25 protein-coding genes and 6 pseudogenes are annotated in these 20,641 nt (G+C 71.4%); 17 read left to right on the top strand and 14 right to left on the bottom strand.

The window, feature by feature from the left end:
* Nucleotides 1-19 precede the first annotated feature (19 nt).
* Nucleotides 20-2,200 (top strand): 2Fe-2S iron-sulfur cluster-binding protein, encoded by a 2,181-nt coding sequence (locus tag CTZ28_RS22545; RefSeq protein ID WP_259471743.1) that lies wholly within the window; start codon nt 20-22, stop codon nt 2,198-2,200.
* An 82-nt stretch (nt 2,201-2,282) separates the two neighbouring features.
* Here the strand turns inward: CTZ28_RS22545 and CTZ28_RS48495 are convergent, their stop codons facing one another.
* From CTZ28_RS48495 to CTZ28_RS22530, 6 genes and pseudogenes are all read right to left on the bottom strand, one after another.
* Entirely contained in the window at nt 2,283-2,882 is a 600-nt protein-coding gene (locus CTZ28_RS48495; RefSeq protein WP_259471742.1) for an MFS transporter, read from the bottom strand.
* On the bottom strand, nt 2,879-3,100 hold the full coding sequence (locus CTZ28_RS48490) for a hypothetical protein (protein WP_259471741.1): 222 nt from the start codon (nt 3,098-3,100) through the stop codon (nt 2,879-2,881). Before CTZ28_RS48490 ends, CTZ28_RS48495 begins: the two co-directional genes overlap by 4 nt.
* Nucleotides 3,097-3,342 (bottom strand): MFS transporter, encoded by a 246-nt coding sequence (locus CTZ28_RS48485; RefSeq protein WP_259471740.1) that lies wholly within the window; start codon nt 3,340-3,342, stop codon nt 3,097-3,099. The genes CTZ28_RS48490 and CTZ28_RS48485 overlap by 4 nt, the downstream gene beginning before the upstream one ends.
* A gap of 98 nt (nt 3,343-3,440) precedes the next feature.
* Nucleotides 3,441-3,656 carry an MmyB family transcriptional regulator gene (locus CTZ28_RS49325; protein ID WP_310887618.1) on the bottom strand — a complete coding sequence of 72 codons (216 nt, stop codon included), beginning with the start codon at nt 3,654-3,656 and terminating at the stop codon, nt 3,441-3,443.
* Between the two features lie 73 nt (nt 3,657-3,729).
* Nucleotides 3,730-3,963 (bottom strand): annotated as a pseudogene (locus tag CTZ28_RS49320) (MmyB family transcriptional regulator); the annotation flags it as partial.
* Nucleotides 3,964-4,220: 257 nt separating this feature from the next.
* Nucleotides 4,221-5,123 (bottom strand): helix-turn-helix transcriptional regulator, encoded by a 903-nt coding sequence (locus tag CTZ28_RS22530; RefSeq protein WP_121891473.1) that lies wholly within the window; start codon nt 5,121-5,123, stop codon nt 4,221-4,223.
* 216 nt (nt 5,124-5,339) lie between these two features.
* On the opposite strand from CTZ28_RS22530, the gene CTZ28_RS22525 reads away from it, so the two are divergent.
* The 5 genes and pseudogenes from CTZ28_RS22525 to CTZ28_RS47755 all read left to right on the top strand — a co-directional run.
* A complete protein-coding gene (locus CTZ28_RS22525; protein ID WP_121891472.1) occupies nt 5,340-5,666 on the top strand; it encodes a carboxymuconolactone decarboxylase family protein in 327 nt (108 codons plus the stop codon).
* Between the two features lie 71 nt (nt 5,667-5,737).
* Nucleotides 5,738-6,130, top strand: coding sequence for a (R)-mandelonitrile lyase (locus tag CTZ28_RS22520; protein WP_121891471.1), 393 nt, complete (start codon nt 5,738-5,740; stop codon nt 6,128-6,130).
* Between the two features lie 85 nt (nt 6,131-6,215).
* Nucleotides 6,216-7,232, top strand: a complete 1,017-nt coding sequence (locus tag CTZ28_RS22515) for a zinc-dependent alcohol dehydrogenase family protein (RefSeq protein WP_121891470.1) — start codon at nt 6,216-6,218, stop codon at nt 7,230-7,232.
* Nucleotides 7,233-7,331: 99 nt separating this feature from the next.
* Entirely contained in the window at nt 7,332-8,099 is a 768-nt protein-coding gene (locus tag CTZ28_RS22510) for a glucose 1-dehydrogenase (protein ID WP_121891469.1), read from the top strand.
* Nucleotides 8,030-8,191: pseudogene (locus CTZ28_RS47755) on the top strand (hypothetical protein); the annotation flags it as partial. The gene CTZ28_RS22510 and the pseudogene CTZ28_RS47755, both read left to right, overlap by 70 nt.
* Nucleotides 8,192-8,416: 225 nt before the next feature.
* Here CTZ28_RS47755 and CTZ28_RS47750 read toward each other — a convergent pair.
* The 3 genes from CTZ28_RS47750 to CTZ28_RS22485 are packed head-to-tail and all read right to left on the bottom strand — an operon-like array spanning nt 8,417 to nt 11,509.
* Nucleotides 8,417-8,833: a hypothetical protein gene (locus CTZ28_RS47750; protein ID WP_220795381.1), complete on the bottom strand. Its 417-nt coding sequence runs from the start codon at nt 8,831-8,833 to the stop codon at nt 8,417-8,419.
* Nucleotides 8,834-8,864: 31 nt separating this feature from the next.
* Complete coding sequence (locus CTZ28_RS22490; RefSeq protein WP_121891468.1) at nt 8,865-10,133, bottom strand: MFS transporter; 1,269 nt, start codon at nt 10,131-10,133, stop codon at nt 8,865-8,867.
* Nucleotides 10,130-11,509, bottom strand: coding sequence for an MBL fold metallo-hydrolase (locus CTZ28_RS22485; RefSeq protein ID WP_121891467.1), 1,380 nt, complete (start codon nt 11,507-11,509; stop codon nt 10,130-10,132). Before CTZ28_RS22485 ends, CTZ28_RS22490 begins: the two co-directional genes overlap by 4 nt.
* Before the next feature lie 88 nt (nt 11,510-11,597).
* On the opposite strand from CTZ28_RS22485, the gene CTZ28_RS22480 reads away from it, so the two are divergent.
* Entirely contained in the window at nt 11,598-12,275 is a 678-nt protein-coding gene (locus tag CTZ28_RS22480; protein WP_121891466.1) for an ArsR/SmtB family transcription factor, read from the top strand.
* 52 nt (nt 12,276-12,327) lie between these two features.
* Here CTZ28_RS22480 and CTZ28_RS48480 read toward each other — a convergent pair whose 3' ends face one another.
* On the bottom strand, nt 12,328-12,507 hold the full coding sequence (locus tag CTZ28_RS48480) for a hypothetical protein (protein WP_259471755.1): 180 nt from the start codon (nt 12,505-12,507) through the stop codon (nt 12,328-12,330).
* A gap of 115 nt (nt 12,508-12,622) precedes the next feature.
* Between CTZ28_RS48480 and CTZ28_RS48475 the strand changes: the two are divergent.
* The 7 genes and pseudogenes from CTZ28_RS48475 to CTZ28_RS22445 form a co-directional block, all read left to right on the top strand.
* Nucleotides 12,623-12,679 (top strand): annotated as a pseudogene (locus tag CTZ28_RS48475) (hypothetical protein); the annotation flags it as partial.
* A 322-nt stretch (nt 12,680-13,001) separates the two neighbouring features.
* Entirely contained in the window at nt 13,002-13,313 is a 312-nt protein-coding gene (locus CTZ28_RS47745; RefSeq protein WP_310887620.1) for a PLP-dependent transferase, read from the top strand.
* 151 nt (nt 13,314-13,464) lie between these two features.
* Complete coding sequence (locus CTZ28_RS22465; protein ID WP_121891465.1) at nt 13,465-14,730, top strand: MFS transporter; 1,266 nt, start codon at nt 13,465-13,467, stop codon at nt 14,728-14,730.
* The gene (locus CTZ28_RS22460) at nt 14,727-15,026 is read left to right on the top strand and encodes a sulfurtransferase TusA family protein (protein ID WP_121891464.1); all 300 of its coding nucleotides are present in this window, start codon (nt 14,727-14,729) and stop codon (nt 15,024-15,026) included. The genes CTZ28_RS22465 and CTZ28_RS22460 overlap by 4 nt, the downstream gene beginning before the upstream one ends.
* Before the next feature lie 252 nt (nt 15,027-15,278).
* Nucleotides 15,279-15,611: a hypothetical protein gene (locus CTZ28_RS22455; RefSeq protein WP_121891463.1), complete on the top strand. Its 333-nt coding sequence runs from the start codon at nt 15,279-15,281 to the stop codon at nt 15,609-15,611.
* The gene (locus CTZ28_RS22450; protein ID WP_121891462.1) at nt 15,608-16,054 is read left to right on the top strand and encodes a MerR family transcriptional regulator; all 447 of its coding nucleotides are present in this window, start codon (nt 15,608-15,610) and stop codon (nt 16,052-16,054) included. Before CTZ28_RS22455 ends, CTZ28_RS22450 begins: the two co-directional genes overlap by 4 nt.
* A complete protein-coding gene (locus CTZ28_RS22445; RefSeq protein WP_121891461.1) occupies nt 16,035-16,319 on the top strand; it encodes a hypothetical protein in 285 nt (94 codons plus the stop codon). Before CTZ28_RS22450 ends, CTZ28_RS22445 begins: the two co-directional genes overlap by 20 nt.
* 12 nt (nt 16,320-16,331) lie before the next feature.
* Here CTZ28_RS22445 and CTZ28_RS22440 read toward each other — a convergent pair.
* Both CTZ28_RS22440 and CTZ28_RS22435 read right to left on the bottom strand, forming a co-directional pair.
* Nucleotides 16,332-17,143: pseudogene (locus tag CTZ28_RS22440) on the bottom strand (bile acid:sodium symporter).
* Between the two features lie 52 nt (nt 17,144-17,195).
* Nucleotides 17,196-17,837 (bottom strand): MerR family DNA-binding protein, encoded by a 642-nt coding sequence (locus tag CTZ28_RS22435; protein WP_259471739.1) that lies wholly within the window; start codon nt 17,835-17,837, stop codon nt 17,196-17,198.
* A 444-nt stretch (nt 17,838-18,281) separates the two neighbouring features.
* Here CTZ28_RS22435 and CTZ28_RS22430 point away from each other — a divergent pair, with 444 nt between their 5' ends.
* Nucleotides 18,282-18,659, top strand: a complete 378-nt coding sequence (locus tag CTZ28_RS22430) for a hypothetical protein (RefSeq protein ID WP_086831186.1) — start codon at nt 18,282-18,284, stop codon at nt 18,657-18,659.
* A gap of 67 nt (nt 18,660-18,726) precedes the next feature.
* Here CTZ28_RS22430 and CTZ28_RS22425 read toward each other — a convergent pair.
* Together CTZ28_RS22425 and CTZ28_RS22420 are read right to left on the bottom strand one after the other, a co-directional pair.
* A pseudogene (locus CTZ28_RS22425) lies at nt 18,727-19,238 on the bottom strand (IS630 family transposase); the annotation flags it as partial.
* 193 nt (nt 19,239-19,431) lie between these two features.
* A complete protein-coding gene (locus tag CTZ28_RS22420) occupies nt 19,432-19,749 on the bottom strand; it encodes a DUF6191 domain-containing protein (protein ID WP_121891460.1) in 318 nt (105 codons plus the stop codon).
* A gap of 85 nt (nt 19,750-19,834) precedes the next feature.
* Between CTZ28_RS22420 and CTZ28_RS22415 the strand changes: the two are divergent.
* Nucleotides 19,835-19,993: pseudogene (locus CTZ28_RS22415) on the top strand (IS5/IS1182 family transposase); the annotation flags it as partial.
* A gap of 8 nt (nt 19,994-20,001) precedes the next feature.
* The gene (locus tag CTZ28_RS48470; RefSeq protein WP_259471754.1) at nt 20,002-20,424 is read left to right on the top strand and encodes a hypothetical protein; all 423 of its coding nucleotides are present in this window, start codon (nt 20,002-20,004) and stop codon (nt 20,422-20,424) included.
* Nucleotides 20,425-20,641 lie beyond the last annotated feature (217 nt).

Genomic DNA, 20,641 nt, shown 5'->3' with positions numbered 1-20,641 from the left:
TGTGCAGCAAGAAAACCAGTTGAGCACCCTGGGTCGGCTGACGACGGTGGACGAGGTCGAGGCCACTGTCGGCCGCCCGGCGTCGGCGGTCATGCTCAAGCAGATCAGTGCCCTCGACGAGGGCTGCCGGACCGTCCTCGCCCTGTGCCCGATCGCGGCCCTCGGCTACCGGGACGCGGACGGCACCAGCAGAACGACCTTCATCGGAGGCGTACCGGGGTTCGCACACGTCCACTCGCCCACACGGATCTCGTTCTCCCTGCCCGAGGCCGGCGACCCGCACGGTCCGGTCTCGCTCTTCTTCCTCCTGCCGGGCGTCGGGGAGATCCTGCGCGTCAACGGCTCGGTGGCCTCGCGGAAGGGCGCGGAGACGACCGTCGCCATCGAGGAGGCGTACGTGCACTGCGCCCAGGCCGTCCTCCGGTCCCGCCTGTGGCAGCCGCCCGCCCCGGCCGAGCCGGCCACCGAGATCGCGGGGGACGGCCCCCTGTGCCGGCCCGGCGTCGTCGAGTTCCTGGCCGCAGCACCGTTCCTCGCGTTGTCCACGTGGGACTCGTCCGGCGGGAGCGACACGAGTCCCCGCGGGGACCGGCAGACGGCGGCGCGGATCCTCGACGGCCGCACGCTCGCCATCCCGGACCGGAAGGGCAACAAACGCGCCGACACGCTCCACAACCTGCTGCAGGACGACAGGCTCTCGTTCGCCGCGCTCGTACCGGGCCGCAGCGGTGTGCTGCATGTCCGCGGTCGCGGCGCGATCACCGACGATCCCACGCTGCTGGAGACGATGGCGCTGCGCGGGATGCCCCCGCACCTGGCGCTGCTCATCGACGTCGAGCACGCCGAGGTGACCGGCAACGACGCCGTGGCCCGCGCACGGCTGTGGACCCCCGGCACACACCTCGACCGGAGCACGGCGCCGGATCTGATAGCGCTCGCGGGAGAACACCTCGCCGTCGGTTCGGCCAACGCCGAGAACGGTCCACCTGCCTTCCTGCTGAAGCTCATCGGGGCGATCCCGGGGGTGACCCGACTGCTACGGCTGGCGACGAACCGTACCTACCGCTCAGGGCTGCGGAAGGAGGGCTACGAGGACGTCGAGCCCAGCAAGGAAGGGCGGCGCCGTGGCTTCCTGCGCCGACGGCCTGCCGACGACGGCGGGACGAAGGACGCAGGGACGGGGAACCCGCTGCGGGAGGTGCGCGTCACCGAGGTGCGCAGAGAGACGCCGACCGCGGTCACCCTCGTGCTTGAGGACGCCGGCCGGAACCCGGGATCGTTCGACTTCCGGCCCGGCCAGTTCTTCACCCTGGTCGCCGACATCGACGGACGCCCGGTACGACGGGCCTATTCGGCCTCGTCGGCGCCCGGGGCGTCCCGGCTGGAGGTCACCGTCAAGCACATCGACGGCGGCCGGTTCTCCACCCACGTACACCGGAGCCTCCGGGCCGGGGACCGCCTCGCGGTGCGCGGCCCGTCGGGGTCCTTCCACGCTGAGCCACAGCCCCCGGACGAGATCGTGCTCGTCGCGGCGGGCAGCGGCGTGACACCGATGATGAGCATGATCCGCACCCGGCTCGCCGACCGGTCGGGCCGCGACCGGATCGCGCTGCTCTACAGCAGCCGCAGCACGGACGAGATCATCTTCGCCGACGAGCTGACCCGGCTGGCGAAGGACCATCCCGACCGGCTCTCGGTCACCCACGTCCTGACCCGCCGCGACGGGCGGCTCGACGCGGACGGCATACGCCGCTGGATCACCGGCCTGGTCCCGGCCAAGGACGCTCACTACTACACCTGCGGTCCCGAACCGCTGATGGACGCCGTCCAGGGCGTCGTGGCCGGGCTGGGAGTCCCGGCCGAGCTGCTGCACCAGGAGCGCTTCGCCAGTGGAGCGGGCGCCGGGACCGCGGTGACGGTGCCGCGGGAGATGACCGTCGAGGAGGACGGGCACACCGTCGGCACGGTGGTGGTCGAGCCCGGCCAGACACTGCTTGACGCGGGACTCGCCGCGGGGCTGCCGATGCCGTACTCCTGCACGGTCGGGAACTGCGGCGACTGCATGGTGCGACTGCGCAGCGGAGAAGTCACGCAGAACGAGCCGAACTGCCTCACGCCGCAGCAGCAAGCCGACGGCTATGTCCTGGCGTGCGTGAGCTGCCCCCTGTCGAAGGTCACCCTCGACATCGCGGACCCGTGATCGCCGGCTGGCCGCCCCCTGCGGCCACCCTGGGGAGCGTAGACAGGGCGGCTGGTGCCACGGGGAGCCCTGCTGGGGTGGTTCAGCGAGTCGGTTGCTGGGCTTCGGCCTCGCCTGCGGTGTCCGCGTCGGGCCTGGCCGCGGTGGGGGTGGGCGTGGGGAGTGCCGTCGTGCGGGTGGCGCGGATCGCGCCGAGGGCGGTCAGCGGCACGAGGGCGAGGGTGACCATCACAGTGCCGACGAGGGCCGGTCCGGTCAGGCCCAGGGAGGAATCCAGGGCGCTGCCCGCGATCCAGGAGCCGAAGGAGACGGCCAGTCCGGCGGCGAAGGTCGGGGCGTTGCCCGCGAACCGCACGGCCAGGGAGGTGACGACCGGGGGTACGGCCATGCCGGTCATGCCCAGCAGCACCACCAGTACGATGGTCGGCACGGCGTGGGCGGACAGCGGGATCAGCAGCAGGAGGATCAGTGCGGCGCCGATCGCGGCGCCGGTGACGGTGGCCAGCGGCTTGCGGTCGCCCAGGCGCCCGCCGAGGTTGGTGCCGGCCAGGGCACCGATGCCGTAGCCGATCAGTACCAGCGGTACCGAGTCGCCGGAGATGCCGGTCCGGTCGGTGAGCAGCGGGGTGATGTAGCTGAAGGCGGCCATGGCGCCGCCTGTGATCAGGGCGGTGGCACTCATCGACAGCCAGAGTCTGCCCTGGCGCAGCGCGGTGAACTCGGAGCAGACCAGGCCGTGGCCCGCTCCGTGTCGGCGGGCACGAACCGGCTGATCAGCAGGGCCGCGGCGGCGGCCAGGGCGGCCAGGGCCCAGAACGTGCCGCGCCAGCCGACGGTCTGCCCGGCCCAGGTGCCCACGGGCACGCCGATCACGGTGGCCAGGGCAGAACCGCTGATCATGATGCCCAGGGCGCGGGAACTCGCGGCAGGGCCAGCCCCATGACCGGTGCGCCGACGATCATGCCGATGGCGAACGCGGTGATCAGCAGTCCTGCCTGGGCGACGCCGACGCCCAGGTCGACGGCCAGGTCGGGCAGGATGCCGGCGATGATGAACTCGGTAGTGCCCATCAGGAACGCACCGATGCCCAGGAGATGGACGACGAACGGCAGCGCGCGGGACTTGTCTTTCGAAGGAGACATGCGGAAGAAACAACCTCTTGCTTCGGGGACGGCCGCAGGAGTGCGGCGATCACCTTCTTGGCGTACTGGTGCGCTGGGCGGCGTGGAGGGACGTGGGGTCAGCCGTCGGTGTCGGCGGAGGCCGGTTCCGCTGCGGTGGCGGCCCAGGAAGCCAGCAGCTTCAGACCGTCCTCGGCCGTGCTGCCGGGCACCGCGCTGTAGACGGCCACGGCGATCTGCTCGTCGGCGGCCAGGAACATGGTCTCGTGGTCGAGATCGAGCCGGCCCACGGTCGGATGGCGGAAGCGCTTCGTCCCGTCTCGGAAGATCCGCACGTCGTGGGCGGCCCCACAGCACCCGGAAGGCGTCGCTGCGCGTGGAGAGCTCACCGATCAGGTTCGACAGTTCGCGGTCGTACGGGTCCTTGGCCGCGGCGACCCGAAGTGCGCCGACGGCGGTCTGGGCGATCTGCTCCCAGTCGACGTAGAACTGCCGGGCCGCGGGACTGAGGAAGCAGAACCGGGCCGTGTTGCTCCCACAGGCCGCATCCTCGTACACCGGTGCGTACAGCGCCCGCCCGAGCGGGTTCGCCAGCAGGACGTCGAAACGGTGGTTCGTCACGAACGCCGGCAGCGTCGCCATGGCCTCCAGCATCCGCCCCACCCCCGCCCGCACCGCCGGACGCACAGCGGCGGCGCTTCGCCGGGTACGGGCAGGTCCCGTGCTCGCGGCGCGGGGCCAGGTCGTACAGGTGCGCCCGCTCCGTGTCGTCGAGTCGCAGCGCCTTGGCGAGCGAGTCCAGAACGGCGTCCGATACGCCGCCGAGGCTGCCGCGCTCCATCCGGGTGTAGTACTCGACGCTCACACCGGCGAGCATCGCGACCTCGCTTTATTCGAGGCTACGGCGTTCCACGCACGGGAGAGGGGCTGCTGGGTGCGGGGGTATCGAGTTCGTCACGGTCGAGGGTGGCGTACCAGGTGGCGAGGAGGGTGAGGGCGTCCTGGGCGGGGGTGCCGGGTTCGGCGCTCAGGGCGGTGAGGGTGAGGCCGGGGTCCGTGGGAATGGGAAAGGCTTCGAAGGTGAGGGTGAGGTCGCCGACGGCAGGGTGGTGGAAGCGCTTGAGACCGGCGTGGTGCAGGCGCACATTGTGCGCTGCCCACAGGGTGCGGAAGTCTTCGCTCTGGGTGGACAACTCGCCGATCAGATCGCTCAGTTCACGGTTGTAGGGGTCGCGGCCCGCTTCGGTGCGCAGAAGGGCCGCGGCCGTGGCGCGCTGATCCTGCACCTCGGGCATGTAGTCGGCGGCACCGGGGTTGAGGAACTGGAAGCGGGCGAGGTTGACCGGACGCGCCGGGTCCTGGAACACGGGCCAGTAGAGCGCCTTGCCCAAGGAGTTGGTGGCGAGGATGTCGAGGCGGCCGTTGCGGATGAAGGCGGGCGCGTCGGTCATCGCGTCGAGCAGCTGCTGCAGAGCGGGCCGGACGGGCTGGGTGGCGCGGCGGCGGACGGGGCGCCGGGTGGAGCCGGCGGTGCGCGCCAGGTCTATCAGGTGGGCGCGCTCGGACTCGTCGAGCTGGAGGGCGCGGGCGAGGGAGTCCAGGACGGCCTCGGAGGTGCCCGAGAGGCTGCCGCGCTCCATGCGGGCGTAGTACTCGGCGCTCACGCCGGCGAGCAGCGCGACCTCCTCGCGGCGCAGCCCCTTGACCCGGCGGTTGCCGTGGGCGGGCAGGCCCGCCTGCTGCGGGGTGATCTTGGCGCGGCGGCTGGTGAGGAACTCGCGGACCTCGCTTCGGTTGTCCATACGTCGAGGCTACGACGATCCCCGAACGTGAAAGGTGCCCTGCCAGTACACGTATCAATGGGTTCTTCCGCACACCTGTGACCTGCCGTTTCATCGATACCAGGCCAGCAGATGGCCGCCCTCCCGCTCCGGTGGCACGCACCGGAGCCGCGGGGCCGAACACAAGCCGATGCCCGCCCTCTGCTGCTGCGGGCATCCCACGGACAGGAGCCGGTGATGGCGCAGGACAAGCAGACCAATGGGCCGCGTCAGCAGTTCGGGGACCTCGCCCCGGCGCTGGCCGGGTACAGCGAGGACGTGCTGTTCGGACAGGTGTGGGAGAACCCGGACCTGTCCCCGCGCGAGCGCAGCCTGGTCACCGTGGCCAGCCTGATCACCGGCGGCAGCACCGAGCAGCTCGCCTTCCACCTGGGCAGGGCGCAGGAGAACGGGGTCAGCGACAAGGAGCTGATCGAGACGATCACCCACCTGGCCTTCTACGCGGGATGGCCCAGGGCCATGTCGGCACTCACCGTCGCCAGGACCGTCCTCACCGGTTCCTGATCCCGCCCCCGCTCGGCCCCGGCGGCGCCCCCACGGCGCACCACCCACTTGTACGCGAAGGATTACGGATCATGGAAATTGTGCAGCCCCCGGCGACCCTGAAGCTGCCGGCGGAGATGTTCACCGGGGACGCCTGGGCGGATGTGATCTACCGCGGCGAGGAGCCGTCCCGCGCGCGGGCGAACCTGGTCCGCTTCGCCCCCGGTGCCCGCACCGCCTGGCACTCCCACGGCCTGGGCCAGACCCTCTGCATCGTCGAGGGCATCGCCCTGATCCAGGCCCGCGGCGGCGAGATCGTCGAGGCTCGCCCCGGGGATGTCATCTTCACTCCGGCCGGTGAGGAGCACTGGCACGGTGCGGCCCCGGACCGGTTCATGGCGCACATCGCCCTGTGGGAGGGCGACGACGTCGACTGGCTGGAGCACGTCAGCGACGCCGAGTACGCGGGCCCCCGCAGCTCCTGACCCCTGGCCCCGCAGCTCCTGACACCTCCCGGCGCCGGAAGTCATCCGGCACCCCCTGCTTGTTTCGCGAGATACGGAAAGAACCATGCGCCAAACCGTGCTGCACGCTCCTCGTGACCTCCGGGTCGAAGACCGGCCCAGGCCCGTCGTCCAGCAGCCGACGGACGCGGTGATCCGCACCGTCGCCACCTGCGTGTGCGGCTCGGACCTGTGGGACTACCGGGGTATCAACGACGTCGCCGAGCCCACCCCGGGCGGCCACGAGTACATCGGCGTCGTCGAAGAGGTCGGCGGCGACGTGACCGGCATCAAGCCCGGCCGGCTGGTGATCGGCTCCTTCTTCGCCTCCGACAACACCTGCCCCAACTGCGCGAACGGCTACCACACGTCCTGTCTGCACCGCGAGTTCGTCGGCGGCGCCCAAGCCGAGTACGTTCGCGTGCCCCTAGCCGACGGCACCCTCGTGCACGTGCCCGGCGACGTCGCCGAGGAACACATCCCCAGCCTGTTGGCCTGCTCTGACGTGATGGGCACCGGCTGGTACGCGGCCCGGGCCGCCGAGGTCGAGCCCGGCGACACCGTCGCCGTCGTCGGGGACGGCGCGGTCGGCCTGTGCGCGGTCATCGCGGCCAGGGAACTCGGGGCCGAGCGGATCATCGCCATGTCCCGCCACGAGCCCCGCCAGAAGCTGGCCCGCGAGTTCGGCGCCACCGACATCGTGACCGAGCGCGGCCAGGAGGGTGCGGCCCGGATCAAGGAGCTGACCGACGGCATCGGCGCCGACGCCGTCCTGGAATGCGTGGGCACCCCCGACGCCATGCGGCAGGCCCTCAACTCCACCCGCCCCGGCGGCAACATCGGCTTCGTCGGCGTCCCGCACGGCGTCACGATCGACGGCGCGGAGCTGTTCTTCTCCCACGTCGCCCTGCGCGGCGGCCCCGCCCCGGTCCGCGCCTACCTGCCCCACCTCATCCAGCTCGTCCTGGACGGCCGCATCAACCCGGGCAAGGTCTTCGACCTCACCCTGCCCCTGGAGCAGGCCGCAGAGGGTTACAAGGCCATGGACGAGCGCCGCGCCATCAAGACCCTCCTGCGCCCCTGACCCCCGCACCGCGCCGAGCCGTGCTCTGCGGTCACGCATGCCCCCGGACCACGGCCGGCGGGCCGGCTGCCGCCACCGCAACGATTGGATCTTCTCCTCATGAACCCGCAGTACAACTTCGAAGGCCAGGTCGCCCTGGTCACCGGTGCCGCCTCCGGCATGGGCCTGGCGGCCGCCCGCCTCTTCGCTCGGGCCGGCGCGGCCGTTGTCCTGGCCGACGTCAACAAGGATGCGGTCGAGGCGGCCGCCAAGGAACTCACCGATGCCGGCCACCAGGCCATCGGCGTCGTGTGCGACGTCACCGACGAGGACCAGGCCGCCGCCATGGTCGACCAGGCGGTGGCCACTTACGGCCGCCTGGACATGGCGTTCAACAACGCCGGCATCCAGGCCCCGCCCTCCGACGCCGCCGACGAGAAGGCCGAGGACTTCGACCGCGTCAACGCCGTCAACCTGCGCGGCGTCTGGGCCGCCCAGAAGCACGAACTGCGCCAGATGCGCAGCCAGGGCTCCGGCGCCATCGTCAACAACTCCTCCCTCGGCGGCCTGGTCGGCCTGCCCGAGCGCGCCGCCTACCACGCCTCCAAGCACGGCGTGATCGGCCTGACCAGGAGCGCCGCCGTCGAATACGCCCCCCGAGGCATCCGCATCAACGCCGTCTGCCCCGGCGTGATCGAGACCCCCATGGTCGCCGACATGCTCGAAGGCCAGGCCGAAGCCATGGCCGCGATCATGCAGCAGCAGCCCATCGGTCGCCTCGGCACAGCCGACGAGGTCGCCGCCGCGGCCGTCTGGCTGTGCAGCCCCGCCGCCAGCCTTGTCGCCGGAGTCGCCCTGCCCGTGGACGGCGGCTACACCGCCCACTGAGACCCCCCGAAGACGTGGGCGGCGACCTGTACGTCCGCCGCTACAACGGCACCGGCTCCCGCTGGTACCAGACGGCGATGAGGCAGAAGGCCGGACTCATCCGCATCGCCGGCACCGAGCACGAAGTGACCTTCGCCCCCGCCGCACAGCCCCCGTACGACCTGAGATCACCGGCCGCGCCATCCGCGGGCACTCCCGCCGCGAAGACATCGTGCAAGGTGGGGGTTGGCCGAGGCGTGCCACCGTTGGTGGCGGTAGGCCGTCCAGTCGGCGGCGAGTTGGTGGGTGGCCTCCTCCAGGTTGATGGTGTGCCGCAGCTAGCTGCGCCGTACCTCGGGAGAGAGCGAGGCCGGCGGTGTGCAAGGTCCGGATCTTCTTGGCGGGCAGCGCGTGAATGGCTGGCAAGGGCGGGCCAGTTCACGTCGGATCCTCTTGGGGGTCTCCGGGGGTGACGACCTTGCCCAGAGCGGATCTTGTCTCCCGTTGCGGGTCGCGGCGGTGAGGTTCCCTCGGGGCAGGATGTGTTGCGCGACCTGGGAGAGGTCGTCGTCGGAGACCTGGGCGTAGCTGCGTTCGAGTCGTACGCGCAGCGATCCCTCCTCCTGGGAGACCTCCGACATGGCCGGGTCCGTGAACGCCGCGTCGAGGGTGGCGTGCGTGTGCCCGCTGAGGTGGTGCGAGACGACGCCGTCCAGCAAGTGCCGAAGTCCCGAGCGCTCCCTGCTGTTGACCATCCGCCGATGATTCCGGAGCTCCGCCGGGCAGTCAGCAGTCTGTGATCCAGCGGGCGGCGAGGAGTCCGGAGACGGCGGTGAGGACGGCGGCGGCGATGACGGTGGCGTTGAGGCCGAGGGCGTCGGCGAGGATGCCGGCGACCAGCGCGCCGGCGGCGTAGCCGATGTCCCTCCAGAACCGGTAGGTCCCGAGGGCGTTGGCCCGCCATGCCGGGTGGGCGTGGCCGGAGACGGACGCGATGAGGGCCGGGTAGACCATGGCAGTGCCCAGGCCGAGGAAGACCGCGGAGAGGACGCCCGCGAGCAGTGGGCGGTCGAGCAGGGTGAGGGCGAGGACGAAGCCGCCGGCCTGGACGAGCATCCCGTAGACGATCAGGGGCTTGCGGCCGATGCGGTCGGCGAGGTGGCCGGTGGCGATCTGTCCGAGGCCCCACAGGATGGGGTACAGGCCCTTGATCAGGCCGACGGCGGCCAGACCGAGACCGTGGTCGGTGAACAGCAGGGGGAAGACGCCCCAGGTGAGGCCGTCGTTGAGGTTGTTGATCAGCCCTGCCTGGCTGGCGCCGCGCAGGGAGCGGTTGCGCCAGGAGGTGCGGGTGAACGTGGCCTTCAGCCCGGCGTCCTCGTCGGTCGGCAAGGGCGTGGTGTGGTGGGCCAGTTCGAGGGCGACGTGGGCGGCGGTGTCGCGGACGACGACAGCCAGAGCGAGGCCCGCGACCACGAAGACCACGCCGATGAGCTCCGGCACGGGGCGCAGGCCGTAGCTGGTGGCGAGGTAGCCGGTGAGCAGGGCGGTGACGCCGACCGCGGCATAGCCGGCGGCTTCGTTCAGTCCGGTGGCCAGCCCGCGTCGGGCAGGGCCGACGAGGTCGATCTTCATGTTGACGGTCATCGACCAGGTCAGGCCCTGGTTCAGGCCGAGCAGGACGTTGGCCGCGACGATCCAGTCCCACGAGGGCGCCCAGGCGAGGGCGAAGGGGACGGGAATGCCGAGCAGCCAGCCGGTGACCAGGAGTTGCTTGCGGCGGAAGCGGGAGGTGAGCGCTCCGGCGGCGAGGTTGGTCAGGGCCTTGGTGATGCCGAAGGCGATGATGAAGGAGAAGACGGCCAGGTCGCTGCTCAGGCCGAACGTCTCGGAGCCGATGAGCGGGACGGTGGTGCGCTCCAGACCGACCAGGCCGCCGACGCAGACGTTGACGATGATCAGCAGGGTGAACTGCAGCCAGTTCTCCCGCAGTCCGAGCCTTACGGGCTGCCCGGCGGCGTCCGTCGGTGGAGTGGCCGTCGGGGTGGCGTTCACGAACGGGTGCCCTCCGTGCCCTGGACGAGGTGCTGGCCTCGGGCGGCGGCGTAGTCGGCCGGTCCGCCGTCGAGGACGGCGACATCGGTGTGGCCGGCGCGCTCCAGGAGGCTGGCGGCGGTCATGGCCCGCTCGCCGTGCCCGCAGGCCACGACCGCGCCCACGGGTGTGTCGGCGGCAGCGGCGGCCAGACCACCGAGCTCGACGTGAGCCGCGCCGGGGACGTGCCCGGCGGTGAACTCGGCTTCCTGCCGGACGTCGACGTACGGGCGGCCCGCGGCGCGGTCGGCGGTGACGAAAGCCGTGGTGGTCTGGGGGTTTCCGTTGGCGAGCCAGGCGTCCATGCCGCCCGCGAGGTGGCCGGCGAGGTGCTCGTAGCCGATCTTGTAGGACTGCCAGACGATCTCGCTCAGATCCTGATCGGCGCCGGTGACGAAGGCGATGGGTGCGGTGTCGGGCAGGAGCCAGCCGAGCCAGGTGGCGAACTGGCCGCGTAGCGGGATGGACAGGGAGCCGGGGATGTGGCCGGCGGCGTAGTCGGCGGCCGGGCGGACGTCGACGACGTGGCCGCCGTCGGCCATCAGGGCCCGCACCTGCTGTGCGGACAGGGCGGGCAGCAGCGGCTGCGCGGTCAGCACCGCCGGGCCGCGCCGGTTGATCCCGCCCAGCCGGTCGAAGTAGGCGGGGTAGGTGCCCAGGCTCCCGATCAGCTGGGAGACGAAGGCGTCCTCGTCTGGTGCGCCGAGCAGCGGGTTGGCCTGCTTTTGCGCGCCGATCGTGGTGGTGCGCTCGGTGCCGGGCGGGACGGAGCAGAAGGAGCCGGCGCCGTGGGTGGGCCACACCGCGGTCGCGTCCGGCAGGGCGGTCAGCTGCTTCAGCGACCGGTACTGGGCCCGGGCGAGTTCCTCGGTGCGCTGCGGGCCGAGCAGATCGGTGCGGGCGGCGGAGTTCACGATCAGCGACCCGCCGGTGAACACCCCGAGCTTCCGGCTGCCGTCCAGCAGCAGGAAGGACAGATGCTCATCGGTGTGCCCAGGGGTGGCAAGCGCCCGCAGCGTCAGCCCGCCGAGATCGACCTCGTCGCCGTCGGCCAGGCGCTGGTGGTCGAAGGCACGCCGTCCGGCGGCGGAGGCCAGGATCGTGGCGCCGGTGTCGTGGCCGAGCTGGACGGCACCGGAGAGGAAGTCGGCATGCAGATGTGTGTCCGCGGCGAACGCGACGTGCAGCCGGCGCCGCTCGGCTGCCGCCCGCAGGTCGCGCAGGTCGCGGCTGGCGTCCATGGCCAGGGCGCGGCCGTCGCCGAGGTCGAGCAGGTAGGCGCTGTTGCCCAGCCCTTCGTCGACCAGCGGGATGAGGTGATCGTCCGCGAAGCCCACGGCATCCTCCAAGTTCTCTAGAACGGGGGCATGTGGTCACACCCACCAGACTCAACTACAATAATCCATGGATTTATGGAGGATGCCAATGTCGGAGAACACGAAGAGTGCGACGAAGGCCCGTCTGTACGACGCGTTCGCGGCCAGCGGCAAGGCGCTGGCCAGCGGAAAACGCCTGGAGCTGCTGGATCTGCTGGCCCAGGGCGAGCGCACCGTGGACGCGCTGGCGAAGGCGGCCGGGCTGAACCTGACCACCGCGTCCGCGCATCTGCAGACGCTCAAGCAGGCCGGGTTCGTCACGACCCGCCGCGAGGGTGTGCGCATCCACTACCGGCTCGCCGGCGACGACGTCGCCCAGCTGTTCGCACTGCTGCGCAAGGTCGCCGAAGCCCACCAGGCCGCCGTGCCCGCCGCGCGCGACGCCTACCTCGGCGAGGACACCGCCGCCGAGCTCAGCCGTGCGGAGCTGCGCGCCCGCGTCGCCGCCGGGGACGTCGTCGTGCTCGACGTGCGGCCGGTCGAGGAGTACCAGGCCGGGCACATCCCCGGCGCCGTCTCCATCCCGGTCGAGGAACTTGCCGACCGGATCAACGAGTTGCCCGAGGACCTGGAGATCGTCGTCTACTGCCGCGGCGAGTACTGCGTCCTGGCCTACGACGCGGTGCGGCTGCTGACCGACCGTGGACGGCGGGCGATCCGCCTCAATGACGGCATGCTGGAGTGGCGCCTGTCGGAGCTGCCCGTCGACGCCTCGAACCTGACGTGATCGACCCAGTTCTCGGCCTCCCGTCGCCCCTGGGGCTTGCCGACGGGCCGGTCTATCTGGACTGCAACGCCACCGCCCGGGTCGCCGAGGCGATGCGGCCGCACCTGACGAACTTCTTCGGCAGCTCCTCCAGCAGCCGCCCCCTCGCCCAGGAGCCCCGCCGGGCGCTCGCGGAGGCCCATGCCCAGTTCGCCGGTCTGATCGGCGCCCGGCACGGCGGGGTCGTCTTCACCTCCTCAGGCTCCGTCGACAATGACGGACTCGTCCACCCGGCAGCCCTGGCCGACGCGCTCGCCCTCGACGTCGACGGGCTGGGCGTTGACCTGCTTACGATCGTGGGGCACAAGATGTACGCGCCCGAGGGCGCCGCCGCCCTGTACGTACGCGACGAGGTACGGCTGGAACCGGCCGTCGACGGCGGAGGCCAGGAGCGCGGCCTTCGCGCGGGAACGGAGAACGTCGCCTTGGCCGCCGAGCCAGCCGACGGCGCCCCAGGCCGGCTCGGCGGGCACTCCGACCTGACCGCAGGCGTCCTGATCGGCCCCGCCGACCTGTTGGCCCCGGTCGCGACGCGGCGCAGGAACCTCGGCCAGGTCATCGCCCCCGAGACCGCGTTCCTCCTCGCCCGCTCCTGCGCTCCCTTCCCGTCCGGGTCCGCGCGCAGAACACCACCGCCGCGGCCGTCGCAGCCTTCCTCGCCACCCACCCGCGTTCACTACCCGGGGGCTGGCCAGCGGCGGGCACAAGCGAATCGTGGACGCACAGATTCGCGGAGGCGCCATGCTCAGTGCCGTTCTGGACGCGGACGTCGAGCAGACCGCCGCGATGGTGGACCGGCTGCGCCTGTTCGCCATCGTGCCCAGCCTCGGTGGAGCCGAGTCCCTGGTCACCCAGCCGATCACCACCGCCCACCACGGCCTGGACCCGGCCGAGTGGGCCAAGCGGGGCATCGCCGACAGCATGGTCCGCCTGCCCGTCGGCCTCGAAGACGCCGGCGATCTCATCGCCGACCTCGCCCAGGCCCTCGACGCCGACTGAACCCACCCCGTGCACCGGCCCGCCGTGTCCGCGTTGCTCACCCGGTGCCGGGCCGGTGCACGACGGCCGCACCCCCTGGACGGGACCACCACGTCCGCCACGCCCTTCCCACCGGTCCCGCAATCGCTCACCTCCACTCCGGAAAAGAGACATGACCAGCACCGCGCCCGCCAGTACGACGGCCTCCATATCTGACCCCGCCCAGGCCCAGCCCAGGATTCTGCGCGTTCTGGTCGCCTCCCAGATCCTCAGCGGAGCCGGGCTCGCCGCCGGCGTCACCGTCGGCGCCCTGCTCGCCCAGGACATGCTCGGCTCCACCAGCCTCGCCGGACTGCCCAGCGCCCTGTTCACCGCTGGATCCGCCCTCGCCGCGATCGCGGTCGGCCGTATCTCCCAGGCCCGCGGCCGCCGTCCCGGCCTCGCCGCCGGGTACCTCACCGGAGCCATCGGCTCGGCCGGCGTCATCGTCGCCGCCATCCTGGACAACCCGGTCCTGCTGTTCATCGCCCTGTCCGTCTACGGCGCGGGCACCGCCACCAACCTCCAGGCCCGCTACGCCGGAGCCGACCTCGCCGCACCCGGCCACCGGGCCCGCGCGGTCTCCACCGTCCTGGTCGCCACGACCCTCGGCGGCGTCGCCGGCCCCAACCTCGCCGCCCCCACCGGCACCTTCGCCGAAACCCTCGACATCCCCAACCTCGCCGGGCCCTTCATCCTCTCCGGCATCGCCTACGCGCTGGCCGCGCTCGTCCTCGCCCTCTGGCTGCGCCCCGACCCGCTGCTCCTGGCCCGCACCCTTGCCGAGGCGGAGGGCACCGAAGCCACCGCCGGTACGACCGCCGCCGACGCCCCAGGCACGCGGGAGGGCCGCGTTGGCGTGGTCCTCGGCGCGCTCGTCATGGTCCTCACCCAGCTCGTCATGGTCGCGATCATGACGATGACGCCGGTCCACATGCACAATCACGGCCACGGCACCGCCGCCTCCGGCCTCGTCATCGCCATCCACATCGGCGCCATGTACCTGCCCTCCCCGCTGACGGGCTGGCTCGTCGACCGCTACGGCCGGATGAAGGTCACTGCCGCTTCGGGCGTCACCCTGCTGGCCGCCGGCATCCTCGCGGCCGTCGCGCCCGGCGACTCCGTCGCGCTCCTCGCGCTCGCCCTGGCCCTGCTGGGACTGGGCTGGAACTTCGGCCTCGTGGCCGGCACCGCGATCATCACCGACACCGTCCCGTTGGCCACTCGCGCCAAGACCCAGGGCATCGTCGACGTCTCCATCGCCATCGCCGGCGCCACCGGCGGCATGGCCTCCGGCATCATGGTCGCCGCCACCAGCTACCCCGCCCTCGCCCTCACCGGCGGCATCCTCTCCCTCGCCCTCCTGCCCGCCGTCGCCGCCACCGCCTACCGCCGATGAGCACCATGAACCCCGAGTACCCGGCACCGGACATCACCGTCGACGGCACCGGCCTGCTCTGCGTCACCCTCCTGCTGCTCCTGCGCAAGGAGATCGACGGCGCCGAGCCGGGCACCGTCGTCCACGTCATCGCCACCGACCCGGCCGCACCGCTCGACCTGCCCGCCTGGTGTCACCTGACCGGTCACATCTACCTCGGCCCCGTGCCCGGCAACCGGCCGGTGTTCGCGCTCCAGCTGGCTTCCGACGCGCTGCCCACCCGGGCCGACGCCCCATGGCACGCCGCCGGCACCTAGAGGACGCTCGCAGTGACCTCACAGGCTGATCGGCGACAGGTGTGCCCCGGCCGCTGGGGCCGCCTCGGCACTCAGGCCGTACGGGCGTACCCCCCGTACCCCCTCCCGGGCACCCGAGCGGTGTGGCCGGAGAGGGCCGGTTCTGCGAGCGGGTCCGTGTTCGGCGGAATGCGGCTTGCATCCTGTACCTAGGTACAGGTTTACCGTCGAGGTGTCCCCGGAACGCGGGGGCGGATGACGGGAGTGAGCGCGATGAGTGATCTGGCGTGGGTGCCGCAGTCCTGCACGCTGCCCACTGAGGAGCGGCCGTTGCGGGTGGCGGAATGGGATGCGCTGCTCGCCGAGCGGCTGGTCGCGGTGACCCGGTCGCGGCCGCTGACGCTCCGGCTTGCGCTGAAGGACGGACCGGGCGTGGACGATCAGGTCCGGGACCTGGCCGAGCGGGAGGGCGGGTGCTGCTCGTTCTTCACCTTCGCCGTGACCTTCGGTGGGGACGGCATCGGCTTGGACATCTCGGTGGACGCCGGCCACGCGCCGGTGCTCGCCGCCCTGGAGGCACAGGCCGGCGAGCAGGTGCCGCAGTGAGCGCACGTCTGCGCAGTGGGCAGGTCGCCGAGCGGGCCGGGGTGAACCTCCAGACGCTGCGCTACTACGAACGCCGCGGCCTGCTCGCCGAGCCCCAGCGCAGCATCGGCGGCCACCGGCTGTACGGCGAGGACGCCGTGACCACACTGCGGGTGATCAAGGCCGCACAGTGGCTCGGCTTCACGTTGGAGGAGGCCGTCGAGCTGCTGGAGACCAGCCGTCACCGGCACGGCCGCCCGGTGGCCGGCCTGCAGGAGCGCGCGGCGGCCAAGCTCGCCGAGGTCGACGCGAAGATCGCGGACCTCACCACCATCCGTACAGCCCTGGCCGCTGCCGTCGAAGCCGGCTGCGACGACCTGACCGCCTGCGCGGGAAGCGGCTGTTGCCCCATCCCCTTCACCGACCTGGCCGAGGAGACCCGTCATGCCGGACCCTGCTGCTGACCCGAGTCCGCACAAGACGGCCAAGGCCCTGGCGGGCCTGGCCGCTCTGGCGTGCGTGGCCTGCTGCGCGCTGCCCCTTCTGATCACCGCCGGTGTGCTCGGCGCCGGTGCCGGAGCCGTCGTCGGCTGGCTTCCCGCTCTGGCCGTCGTGTTCGCGGTGCTCGCGGCCGGGTCCTGGTGGCTCCAGCAGCGAAGGCGCGGATCCTGCTCCTGCGGGTCCGTACGGGCCGACCGGGAGGGGTGCGGCTGCGGCGCCTCCGTTTAGTGGTCGGCCCGGTCAGGTTAGTAGTCGGCCGGTCGGGCGGGTCGGTGAGGTGGGCAGGGGGACCAGCCGGGGTACGGCGCGGACGTAGATCACCATGCCGATCACCTCGACGAGGGTCTGGGTGACGACGACCGCGGCGACCGCGAGGTTGTCGGGCAGGGCCAGGGCAAGGGGCAGGACGACCAGGGAGTTGCGGGTCGCTCCGGTGAACACGATGGCCCTGCTGTCGCGGGCTTCCAGCCGGAAGAGGCGGGCGACCGCGAGGCCGGCGAAGGCCATCACGACGGGGAAGGCCGCGTAGAACGGCACCACGGCGGCGACGTCGGACAAGCTGCCGCCGTCGCCGAGTTCGGGCACCTGGGAGGCGACCACGGCCAGCAGGGTCGCGCACATCAGCGGGACCACCGCGGTGCCTGCCGCATCGGCTGCCTTCTGCCCGGCCGGGTGGCGCGCTGCCCACGCCTGGGTCAGCCGGGCGAGCGCGAGCGGGATGACGATCAGGACGCGAACGCCTCGACGAACGGGCCCACTTCGACCACGTCGGCCAGCTCCGGGCCCATGAACAGGAACAGGTAGCCGGGCAGCAGGATCATCTGCGCGATCAGCAGCAGCGGCGTCGCCGCGAGCAGGCGATCGCTGCTGCCGCCGGCGAGCCCTGAGAAGACGATCAGGTAGTCGATGCACGGTGCCAGCAGCACCGGCAAGGACCGGGTTGATGGCATGTTCGAGGCCCAGCCCAGCAGCCCGCCGGCGGCAAGGGCCCCGATGTAGAGGGCGACTTGGCGGCGTTCCATGCCTGTGGCCAGGTCGGATGAGGACGACAACGTACGAGCTCGTTGCACGTGTGGTGGAAGACGGGGCGGAACGAGGGTTCGGTCAGGCCGCGGGGGAGGGGGTGAACAACTCCGTGATCCGATCGGCGGCCGCTGCCGGGGCCTGGACCTCCAGGTGCACGACGCCACCGTCGAGGCGCAGGCGGAAGCCCAGTGAGGGGCAGCATTGCTGCTCGGCGGCGGCGAGCTCGGCCAGCGCGCCCGCCCGGCCGATGGGCAGCATGAGCCGCATTCCGCCCGGCATCGCAGACCGGTCCGCGCCGTCGGTCGCTTCCCTCCAGGCGACGACGCGTTCGCGCGACGACTCACCGGTGAGCGAGCACGACGTGGACGCCTCAGTCCGCCCAGCGTCTCCATCGCCACCAACCCCCGCGCCCTCGGGCGTACCCGCCGGAGCGACGTCCGCGGAGTGAGTGGGGATCAGGAAGCGACATCGCGGGTCACAGCGTTCGGCCCGATCAGGCAGGGAGTCCAGGCGCTCCAGACCCTGGTGCGGGGACGCGGTGAACGCGGCCAGCTCCGCCGCCCGCCGTTCGGCGTCCTTGATCCGCGCCACGACCCGGGGCCGCAGATCCGCCTTGACGTCCCGGCAGGACGCGGCCTTCCACACCGACAGCAGCTCGCCGACCTCCTCCAACGGCAGGCCGAGGTGCTTGGCCGCGTTGATGAACGCCAGCCGCTGCACCGCCTCCTCGCCGTACACCCGGTACCCGGACGCTGTCCGCCAGGCGGGCAGCAGCCAACCGCAAAGTGGTGGCCGGCACGCCGCTGCGCTCGGCGAGCTGGGAGATCCGCATCGTTCTCACGCCGTCGACCGTAAACCTTCGACTTACGTGGAAGGTCAAGCAGGCGTGCAGAGGGCGACGTAGTGGCGGCGCCGGGACGGAGGGCCGTGCGGAACTTCACGAACAGCAGGAGCATCCCGGGCGGCAGCCGCAGCCGGCGTGCGAGAGTTCCGCGGTCGATGACCACCAGGGACAAGGTCTTGTCCGACTCGACCGCGACCACCGCAGCCAGGAGGTGCTCCCGGGCGTGACCGAGCGTCTAGTGCTGTGACCGGGATGGTTCACCGTGAGCGGAAGGTGGCTCGTGGGACGAGAGCACGTGAAACGGCTGGTATTACTGGGGTATGCAGGAAGAGACCGCACGCTCCGCGATCGACACGTTCATCTCCGCGTTCAACGCCTCGGACGACAGCTATGTGACTGCCCTGCTCTCCCAGGCCCTGACCTCAGACGTGGTCTTCTGGGGGCCGTTGGGCCGCAGCGAAGGAATCGGGGCGGTCGAGCGGTTCGTGCTGGACATCCGGCGCCACCCGGCGGGGACCGGCACGATGGTGCGCTGCTCAGCGGTGGACATGCCTGACGAGTGGGCCCGGTACCAGTGGGTCTTCACCACGCCTGATGGAGGCCCCCGGCTGGCGGGAACGGATGTCGTCCATCTGCGGCGGAGCCTCATCGACCAGGTCATCGTCTTCGCGGGGGAGATCGAGCCGTTTGCCTCCTGAGTCATCTGTCGCTGTCCTTCTCCTGAACTTGCCCCGTCGGCGTTCGAGGGCTGCTGTTCGCGGTTGGTCAGGCTGCGGTGTTGAGGGGGCGTACGCCCCAGCGGATGCTCTTTTCGCTGCGAGTGCGGGCGCGTTCCTTGCGTTGGGCGGCGAGTACGTCGGGGTGGCGGGCGTTGGTGTTGCGCGAGCGCTGGTGGCGGTGCGGTGCCTGGGTTTGCGCGGGGTGGCTGGGGTGGCGGGAGTTGGCTGGGGTGAACTGCCGCAGCGGGCCGAAGTGGGCCTCGATCGGGTTGGCCCAGGAGGCGTAGGTCGGGGTGAAGCACAGTTCGGCCTTGTTCTTCTTCGCCCAGCGGCGGATGCCCGCGCCGGTGTGTCGGGGTCGGCGCGGATCGACTTGAGCGCGGCCAGGGTGTTGGCGGTGCCCTTGCAGAGGCGGTTGACGCCCCACAGGCGGTCGTCGCCCACGGAGTAGCAGCCGTGGAAGTAGGTGACGCCGTGGGTGCGGCGGTAGGTCGCTGGCAGCCGGTTGGGCTTGCCCTGCTTGGCCCAGCAGGAGCCCGCGGTGGGCCGGATCCCCAGGCAGGCTCAGCCACCGTGCCTCCAGCGCTCGGATCGGACGTCACCGCACATCCAACCGTCACGACCACCAACCCGGTGAACCTTACGGTCACAGCACTAGGTAGGCCAACGAGTACTTCAGTTGGCTGCTCCGACGCGCCACCCCGTGTCCCGGTGATGGATGAGCGCGCACCACCGCATAGTGGGCGGTCTTCTACTGGCCGGCCTGCATCCGGACGACCGCGACCCCTCCATCCAGGTCTACCGTCGTCCGGTTCGGCGGCGCCCCGTCCTGCTCGTCGTCCCGCATGACCAGGGACGACTGCCGCTCCTTGAGTTCGTTTTGCTTCCCCGGCGAGAAGCTCGCGTGGAGCTGCTCAAAACCGGTCGCCGATATCTGGCCCTGGCGAGCGCTGTTCCGCCACGGCAACAGGCCGGCGCGCCCAGCCCGGAGAAGTAGCTGATCCACGAAGGCCACGACGGTCAGCACGATGACCAGTCCGGGCAGGGTCATGAAGACGGCGAATTCCATGGCCCGAGTATGGGCCCCGGGAGGGCGAGGCCGCAGGGCGTGCGGCGTGGTCGACCATGACGCGCAATCTGTACTCGGTCACAGCATCCGGCAGACGATCCGGGCGTTCGACCCGCACCAGGTCCTGCTGCCGCCGTCGCTGGACGACCGACTGCCCGAGGATCATCTGGCCCGGTTCATCACCGACTTGGTCGACGAGGTGCTCGACCTCTCACCGATCCTCGCGGACTACACCGATGGGCGGAGGGCGGGATGACCTTGGTGCGTGGGCTGCGACCCGCTGAGCTGGGATCGCTTGGCCAGCGGGGCAGGTGCCGGGAGTGTCTTGACGACGCGGCCGTCGGCGATGACGTGCATCAGCCGGCCGCCGAAGCGGAGGGTGACGGGCTGTCCGGCCAGGTGCTGCGGGGTCTTGTCCTTCTGGCCGCCGAGGCCGATATCGCCGTCGCGTCCGACGATGCGGCGGGGAACTTCAGCTGCTGGTTTGTCGGGCAGGCAGAGCCTGCCGATCGGCGAGATGACCACCTCGAACTCGACGGCTCGGATGTAGGGGAGGGAAGCTGCGGCGCCAGCAACTCGGCCACCACCGCAGGTCGGCTCATCCGCCGGTTCGGGCAGATGGACCTGGTGCTGCTGGTCCTTGACCGGGGCCGGGCGGAACACAGCGGCCGGTGAACTGCTTTTCCGTGGTCGGTCAGCACGTCCGACGGCACTCCGTACGTGGTCATGGCCTCGGCGACCACCTTGGCAATGACGATGAAACGGGAGTGGTCGTCGATGCCGGTGACGAGCTTGCATTCGCGGCCACTCGCCAGGAACACCCCGCCCATGAGATCGAGCTGCCACAGCTGCATCGGCCGGATTCTGCGGGCGCCCCAGCGCGGGTAGGCCC

Origin of the sequence: Streptomyces shenzhenensis (assembly GCF_003688995.1) — a bacterium.
Lineage (GTDB): Bacteria > Actinomycetota > Actinomycetes > Streptomycetales > Streptomycetaceae > Streptomyces > Streptomyces shenzhenensis_A.
Note: the sequence above shows the minus strand (reverse complement) of the source record. Positions and strands in the feature narration are given on the sequence as shown.

Bases quoted from the DNA above. Each gene is read 5' to 3' on its own strand.
- CTZ28_RS48485 (WP_259471740.1), bottom strand. From the start codon at position 3,342: ATGTCTCCTTCGAAAGACAAGTCCCGCGCGCTGCCGTTCGTCGTCCAT.
- CTZ28_RS48470 (WP_259471754.1), top strand. From the start codon at position 20,002: ATGACCTTGGTGCGTGGGCTGCGACCCGCTGAGCTGGGATCGCTTGGC.
- CTZ28_RS47750 (WP_220795381.1), bottom strand. From the start codon at position 8,833: ATGGTCAACAGCAGGGAGCGCTCGGGACTTCGGCACTTGCTGGACGGC.
- CTZ28_RS22420 (WP_121891460.1), bottom strand. From the start codon at position 19,749: ATGGAATTCGCCGTCTTCATGACCCTGCCCGGACTGGTCATCGTGCTG.
- CTZ28_RS22460 (WP_121891464.1), top strand. From the start codon at position 14,727: ATGAGCACCATGAACCCCGAGTACCCGGCACCGGACATCACCGTCGAC.
- CTZ28_RS48495 (WP_259471742.1), bottom strand. From the start codon at position 2,882: ATGAGTGCCACCGCCCTGATCACAGGCGGCGCCATGGCCGCCTTCAGC.
- CTZ28_RS22430 (WP_086831186.1), top strand. From the start codon at position 18,282: ATGCAGGAAGAGACCGCACGCTCCGCGATCGACACGTTCATCTCCGCG.
- CTZ28_RS22515 (WP_121891470.1), top strand. From the start codon at position 6,216: ATGCGCCAAACCGTGCTGCACGCTCCTCGTGACCTCCGGGTCGAAGAC.
- CTZ28_RS22455 (WP_121891463.1), top strand. From the start codon at position 15,279: ATGAGTGATCTGGCGTGGGTGCCGCAGTCCTGCACGCTGCCCACTGAG.
- CTZ28_RS48490 (WP_259471741.1), bottom strand. From the start codon at position 3,100: ATGATCAGCGGTTCTGCCCTGGCCACCGTGATCGGCGTGCCCGTGGGC.
- CTZ28_RS22465 (WP_121891465.1), top strand. From the start codon at position 13,465: ATGACCAGCACCGCGCCCGCCAGTACGACGGCCTCCATATCTGACCCC.
- CTZ28_RS22445 (WP_121891461.1), top strand. From the start codon at position 16,035: ATGCCGGACCCTGCTGCTGACCCGAGTCCGCACAAGACGGCCAAGGCC.
- CTZ28_RS22480 (WP_121891466.1), top strand. From the start codon at position 11,598: ATGTCGGAGAACACGAAGAGTGCGACGAAGGCCCGTCTGTACGACGCG.
- CTZ28_RS22520 (WP_121891471.1), top strand. From the start codon at position 5,738: ATGGAAATTGTGCAGCCCCCGGCGACCCTGAAGCTGCCGGCGGAGATG.
- CTZ28_RS22510 (WP_121891469.1), top strand. From the start codon at position 7,332: ATGAACCCGCAGTACAACTTCGAAGGCCAGGTCGCCCTGGTCACCGGT.
- CTZ28_RS22530 (WP_121891473.1), bottom strand. From the start codon at position 5,123: ATGGACAACCGAAGCGAGGTCCGCGAGTTCCTCACCAGCCGCCGCGCC.
- CTZ28_RS22525 (WP_121891472.1), top strand. From the start codon at position 5,340: ATGGCGCAGGACAAGCAGACCAATGGGCCGCGTCAGCAGTTCGGGGAC.